The sequence below is a fragment of the Arthrobacter sp. H20 genome (assembly GCF_000520515.1).
Taxonomy (GTDB): domain Bacteria; phylum Actinomycetota; class Actinomycetes; order Actinomycetales; family Micrococcaceae; genus Arthrobacter_D.
This window is the reverse complement of record NZ_AZRY01000174.1, coordinates 26,370-32,835: the sequence shown is the minus strand read 5'-3', so window position 1 is coordinate 32,835 and position 6,466 is coordinate 26,370. Positions and strand designations below refer to the sequence as shown.

The following is a 6,466-nucleotide window of genomic DNA, read 5'->3' as shown; positions in this document are numbered from 1 at the left end:
CGGCCCGGGCGCTGGACATCAGACAAGGCCTCGATGCCGCCCTCGGCATAACGATTGCGCCACTTCAAAACGGTTGGCGCCGAAAACCCTGTCATCTTCTCGATCTGGAAATTCGGCACCCCGTCGGCAGCCAACAAAACCGTCCGCGCCCGCAGAGCCACTGTCGCGGTCGATGCTTTCCCACGAGTCAGCGCCTCCAGGGCACCTTTGTCCCCGTCACGCAACTCCAATGCCCTCGCCAAATAAACCATGAATCAAGTCTGACAAACAATCAGCCCCAAAGGAATCAACGACACGCTACACTAGCAGCGCCAGGACCCGTGCCCCGGTAATGTCCTGCACTGGCTCCGGTACCGGGCCGAGGCCGTCAAAGTAAGGCGGCCGCTGCACATAGGTGGATTCCTCATCCCAGGCGAACCTGTCGCCTTCGGGAATGTGCATGCCCCGCCAGTTCTCGTCCCCGGAATAGACGTCGGCATAGCCTTCGGTAAACATTTTTGCTTCTAGGTTTTCGTCCACCACGGCTTTGATTTCCGCCGTACTGGGCCAAATATCGCGCAGGTAGACCGGGGTGCCGTCCTGATCCTCTCCCAGCGGGTCGTTGAGCAGGTCGGTGTGCATGGTGCCGGCAAGAGCATAGGCAATCACCAGCGGCGGGGAGGCAAGGAAATTCATCTTCACCTCGGAGTGTATTCGGCCTTCGAAATTCCGGTTGCCGGATAGCACCGAGGCAACTGTCAGATCATTGTCTGCGACTGCGGCGCTGACGGCCGGAATCAGCGGCCCGGAGTTGCCGATACAGGTGGTGCAGCCATAACCGACCAGATCAAAGCCGAGCTTTTCCAGGTAGGGAGTGAGCCCGGACCGGTTGTAGTAGTCGGTTACCACACGCGAGCCCGGCGCGAGGGTGGTCTTCACCCACGGTTTGCTGCTCAGCCCCCGTTCAACTGCCTTTTTGGCCAGCAGCGCCGCACCGATCATCACGGTGGGGTTGGACGTATTGGTACAGGAGGTGATTGCTGCGATGACCACATCGCCATGGTCAAGGCTGGATGTGTTTCCCTCCAGCACCACTGCAGCAGGATTGGACGGCCACTTGAAGGTCTTGCCGTCGTCCACGTACTGACGGGGTGGGTCGTCCTGCGGAATCCGACCACTGATGGAAATGGGATCGCTGGCCGGGAATGAATCCGCGTCGGCGTCATCGAGACCGCCCTGGATCGCATCCTCCTGTGATTCTCCGGCCAGCAGCCCACGGACGGCACGCTGGGCGACTGCCAGCGGAATCCGGTCCTGGGGCCGTTTCGGGCCGGCAATGGAGGGTTTCACGGTGGCTAGGTCGAGTTCCACGATCTGGCTGTAGTCCGGCACCTGATCCGGGTCGTGCCACAGCCCCTGCTCCCTAGCATAGGCTTCCACCAGTTTGATCTGGTGCTCGTCCCGCCCGGTCAGGCGCAGATAACTCAGCGTCTCGTCATCAATGGGGAAAATCGAGCCCGTTGAGCCGTATTCCGGGCTCATATTGCCCAGCGTCGCCCGGGTTGCAAGCGGGACATTGGCTACGCCGGGACCAAAGAAATCAACGAATTTGCCTACTACTCTGATCCGGCGCAGCAGCTCGGCGACGGTGAGTACCAGATCCGTCGCAGTAGTGCCCTCGGGTAGTTCTCCGGTGAGTTTGAGGCCGACCACCTGGGGAATCAGCATGCTCATCGGCTGGCCGAGCATGGCAGCTTCGGCTTCGATGCCGCCGACCCCCCAACCCAGCACCCCAAGACCATTGACCATCGGCGTGTGTGAGTCGGTGCCCACCAGAGTGTCCGGATAGGCCTGGGTTCCGTCGGGTCCCTCCCGGGTAAAGACCACGCGGGACAGGTATTCGAGGTTGACCTGGTGGCAGATGCCGGTATCGGGCGGCACGACCAGGAAGTCGTTGAAGGATTGCTGCGCCCAGCGTAGCAGCTGGTAGCGCTCCTGGTTGCGCTCGAATTCAAGTTCAGCGTTGATCCCGAAAGCATCCGGCCGAGCAAAGACATCGGCGATAACGGAGTGGTCGATGACCAGTTCCGCGGGAATGAGCGGATTGATTTTCTTCGGATCTCCGCCGAGTTCGGTCATGGCATCACGCATGGCCACAAGGTCGACAACACACGGCACACCGGTGAAGTCCTGCATCAGTACCCGGGCCGGAGTGTACTGGATCTCGGTATTGGTCTCAGCCTGCGGATTCCAGTTCCCGAGGGCTCTGATCTGCTCGGCCGTGACCAGCCTGCCGTCTTCATTGCGCAGCAGATTTTCCAGCAGCACCTTCAGGCTGTAGGGCAGCCGGTCGGAGCCCTTTATGCTATCGAGCCGATATATTTCATAAGAACTGCTGTCTACGGTCAGTTGATCACGGGCACCGAAGCTATTCGACGTCATGATGGCCCTCTCTTGAAGCAGATACTTTAGATGGATTGCCGGTAGCCAAAGAATTCGTGGTCATTGTTGTAGCCGCCCTCACCGCCGCCGATCTCGGAGAAGTCTTCAACGAATTCAATGCCTTTGATCCATTTGACGAGTTTAAAACCGAGCTGGACTTCGTTGCGCAACCGCAGCGGGGCACCGTGTCCGTAGGACAGGGCTTCACCGTTCATGTCGTAGGCGAGCATGGTCAGGTGATAGCTCATTTGTTCAATGGGCTGGGCATCGTAATAGATGCCAGAATCGGATCCTTCGGCGAGAGAGTAGAAAATCACCCATTTGGCTTCCGGCTTCGGTTTGACCACATCGACGATGGTCTGCATCGAAACGCCGCCCCATTTGGCGACACCGGACCAGCCCTGGATACAGAAATGCTGGGTAATCTGCTCGTGGTGGGGCATCTCCCGCAATTGCCGCAAATCCAGGTGCACCGGGTTTTCGACCAGGCCGGAGACCCGGAGGCGGTAGTCGGCAAAGTTATTATCGTAAAGGTCCCTATATTCCTGGGTCTCCGGGTATTTGCCGTTGTGCCACAGATAAGGGGAAATGTCCTTCTCCGTGTACTGGCCGGGTTTTGAATCGATGTGCTCGAACAACCTTTGCACCGGGCCGATGAGGGCATAGCCAATGCGCTGAACGAGACGGGGGTGGCGGTTGGTGAAGGGGGTGACCGCGACCCAGAGAGCAATCATGACCGTCAGGGACGCGGCGAAGATCCAGAACCCGTACCAGCTGTCTGCGCTGTCCCGGCTTGCGTACATCATATTGAAGTTGCTAAGCGCGCCTGTTGTGACGACCAGGGTTATGTGCATCACGATGAACAGCAGGAACCAGATCAACACCAGGAAATGCAGTGAACGGGCGAACTGGATGCTGAAGACGCTGCTGATCCACTTAAATTTAGTAGATAGAGCCGGTGACATGCCGAGGCCGGTGATGAAGGCCAGTGGGGCTGCGACGAAGACCGTGATGAAGTAGGCGATGACCTGCAGGCTGTTGTAAGCCACCCAGGCATCATCAGTGGGCCAGTCCAGGGAAAGGTATTGAATCGCCACTGAGGCCGCGCTGGGTACCACGTCCCAGCTTGTGGGAATTAGCCGCAGCCAGTGGCCGGTTGCGAATACCAGGATGTAAAAGATGAGCCCGTTGAGCAGCCACAATGTATTGATACCCAGATGCCACCATCTGGCCAATCCGATCGAGTGGCGCCTGCTGGGCAGCCCGACACCGTTAGGTAGTGTGATGGAGTCCTGCTTCGCCGTATACAACGGATCGGAGGGCACTGGTTTCTGCATGCGGAACCATTCCCTGCCGGGTGTGGAATGCCTGCTCCAGTAGAGCCGGGGATGATCGGCGAGGATACTAAGGCCGGAACGGATGATGGGAATCATCAGCAGCCCGTTGAAAAAGTGCTGCCACCCCACCCACGCAGGTAAACCACCGTTCACCTCCGCGCCGGCCGGAAACACCGTTCCGGGGTATCGCTCCACGAACTGGGCAATCACCGGGATGTCACGCAGACCCTTGGCCACCGCTATACCGATGACGAGCAAAACAAACCCGATAGGTATCAGCCACAGAAGGTTGAACCACTTACTGTGACCAAAGCGTATCCTCGGCGGGACACCATTTTGAGCCGGCATGGACCCTGCCCAGGTCTCATCGACGACGTCGTGTTTTCTCTGATCTAATTCTTCCCGAAAACTAGCCAGCGATTCAGGATTGATATTGGAAGTTGCAGGGGCCGGCAGTTCATCTGAGGTAGGCCTGCCATCTATTGCCATGTTGTTCCTTCGCCGATGCCCCGGGCTGCTATCCCGATCTTTCAGGATTGATAGCTTTCACAGTTTACGCGCCCATATGCTGCTGGAGTATGATCTGAATCATACTTGATCAATATATAGCGTCGCCAGGGCGGCATGCGTGTGCGGGCAACGGATCACCGGCCTGCCTGGCGTCCTACCTGACCTCGAATGGACCCCAATGTGCAGCCTGTGACGCAGATGTAGTCTAATAAAATGGCTCCCATAGACCTTGCTGCCCGGTTTCTCGCTCTTCATCACGGTCCTACACCTTTGCTTCTCGCCAATGCCTGGAGTATCGGTTCGGCGCGGCTATTCGCCTCAATGGGGTTCCGTGCACTTGCCACAACCAGCAGTGGACATGCCGCGTCCTTGGGCCGTCTCGATGGTCAGCTGACGCGCGACGAGGCCCTCGAGCACGCGGCGGAGCTCGTGAAAGCGACGGATCTACCCGTCAATGCCGACCTGGAGAGTGGATTCGCCGATGATCCCACTGGCGTGGCTGAAACGTTCAAGCTTGCGGCACGGACGGGCTTGGCGGGCGCGTCGATTGAGGACTTTACCGGGGACGCGGGCTCTCCCATCTACGGACTCGACCTCGCCGCTGAGCGGGTGCGCGCCGCCGCTGAAGCTTTTCACCGGGGGCCGGCGCCGCTCGTACTGACCGGCCGTGCCGAGAACTTCCTCCACGGCCGGCCCGATTTGGCCGACACGATCCGCCGCCTTCAGGCCTACCAGGAGGCTGGCGCAGATGTACTTTATGCGCCTGGCCTCACCCGGTTAGAGGACATCCGATCCGTGGTGGCGTCGGTGGACCGCCCAGTCAACGTGCTCGCGATGGCGGGCATACCGGACGTCTCAGAGTTAAGCTCCGTCGGCGTCAGCCGGATATCGGTTGGTGGCGCATTCGCGTTTGCGGCCTTCGGAGCAGCATTCGATGCCGCGCGGGAGCTACTCGAACAGGGAACCTACGGCTATACCTCCCGTTCTACCGTCGGTAGAAAAATTACCTCTACCAGGTTCGGTGCCTGATTCCCACGCCGTACACCTCGGCGAATGCAAGTTGTTGCTGCCTGGAGCCTTCAACCCGGCGCAAGCAAAACCCCGTAACCGGGTGCCCCAAACCCCGCAGGCCCTCAAACTACCGGCGGGGTCAGGCCTGGGACGGGCATACCCCAAGTGGTCTGGACGTGTTCGCCGTGTCATGAAATTCATCCCTGGGCTACCGCTTCCAGCCGCGGGCGGTCAAGAATGGCTGTCCAGCGTCGCCCGGTGTCGACAATGCCGTCTTCACGAAGCCGGCTTATCACCCTGCTGACCGTTTCGGGAGTCATTCCCGTCATGGCAGCCAGATCGGCACGTGTCAGGGGAAACTCCAAACCGATTGTTTCACCCTTTGGGTCGCCAAGCTTGTCAGCCAAGGTCAGGAGGGCGGAAGCGATGCGTTGTTGGACGTTGTCGGCGGACAGACTCCGGATTGTTTGCTGGGCTTGTTCAAAGCGATGAAGAACCTCATCCAGGACAGTCAGTGCCAGACGCGGATGTCGGTCCATGACATCTCTAAAAACACTGGCTGATATCTTCAAGGCACACGAGACGGCCATGGCTTCGGCGCTGTCCGCATATGTTGGCTCTCCCAAAATCCCCAGTGTCCCGAAACTCTCGCCCGGTCCGAGAATGTTCGTCACGACATCTTGACCGTGAGCAGAGGGCCGATGCAGCTTCGCGGTGCCAGAGGCCAGAACGAACAGACTGGTCGCATTTTCACCGAAACGGTAAATCAACTCCCCGGCATGGTAGCCGTGCGCCTGCATCCTCGGCTCAATATCAATGATTTCCGTCGCGGTCAGCGCTGCGAACAGGGGCATGCGTTCCAGTGCTTCAAGACGCACCGGGCGGGGACAAACGTGCGGTGCAGCAGAGCGTTCCGTCAGAGGGATCCGGCGTCGTTCCTGCACTATCATCCATTCGTGAAAATTTTTTCGCTGCCGAACATCATGGACCCGGCAGATCCCGAAGGCAGTTGATCCGTTAATCCCGCGCACGGATCTTGTGTATGAAGTCTAGTCAATCCCTGCCCGAAGTTACCCGGGAACGGGTATAGGATGATGCGGATCGTCGAACCTTACGATGCCTCCTCCGGATCGCTGCTCCGCGGGTGGGCTCCTTTAGGCGTGCAAACGGCGACACATGCCGGCGCT

At 59.0% G+C, this 6,466-nt stretch carries 5 protein-coding genes; 1 reads left to right on the top strand and 4 read right to left on the bottom strand.

The window, feature by feature from the left end:
- The 3 genes from Y703_RS0100530 to Y703_RS0100520 form a co-directional block, all read right to left on the bottom strand.
- Window positions 1-251: helix-turn-helix domain-containing protein (locus Y703_RS0100530; RefSeq protein WP_026551174.1), on the bottom strand; the 251-nt coding region annotated here is incomplete at its 3' end.
- A 46-nt stretch (window positions 252-297) separates the two neighbouring features.
- Window positions 298-2,421 carry an aconitate hydratase gene (gene acnA, locus Y703_RS17030; RefSeq protein WP_343212859.1) on the bottom strand — a complete coding sequence of 708 codons (2,124 nt, stop codon included), beginning with the start codon at window positions 2,419-2,421 and terminating at the stop codon, window positions 298-300.
- 26 nt (window positions 2,422-2,447) lie between these two features.
- Window positions 2,448-4,247 (bottom strand): molybdopterin-dependent oxidoreductase, encoded by a 1,800-nt coding sequence (locus tag Y703_RS0100520; protein WP_081743298.1) that lies wholly within the window; start codon window positions 4,245-4,247, stop codon window positions 2,448-2,450.
- Window positions 4,248-4,481: 234 nt separating this feature from the next.
- Between Y703_RS0100520 and Y703_RS0100515 the strand changes: the two genes are divergently transcribed.
- Window positions 4,482-5,297, top strand: a complete 816-nt coding sequence (locus Y703_RS0100515; protein ID WP_035763207.1) for an isocitrate lyase/PEP mutase family protein — start codon at window positions 4,482-4,484, stop codon at window positions 5,295-5,297.
- 179 nt (window positions 5,298-5,476) lie between these two features.
- On the opposite strand, the gene Y703_RS0100510 is transcribed toward Y703_RS0100515, so the two are convergent.
- Window positions 5,477-6,157, bottom strand: a complete 681-nt coding sequence (locus Y703_RS0100510; RefSeq protein WP_216698830.1) for a Crp/Fnr family transcriptional regulator — start codon at window positions 6,155-6,157, stop codon at window positions 5,477-5,479.
- Window positions 6,158-6,466 lie beyond the last annotated feature (309 nt).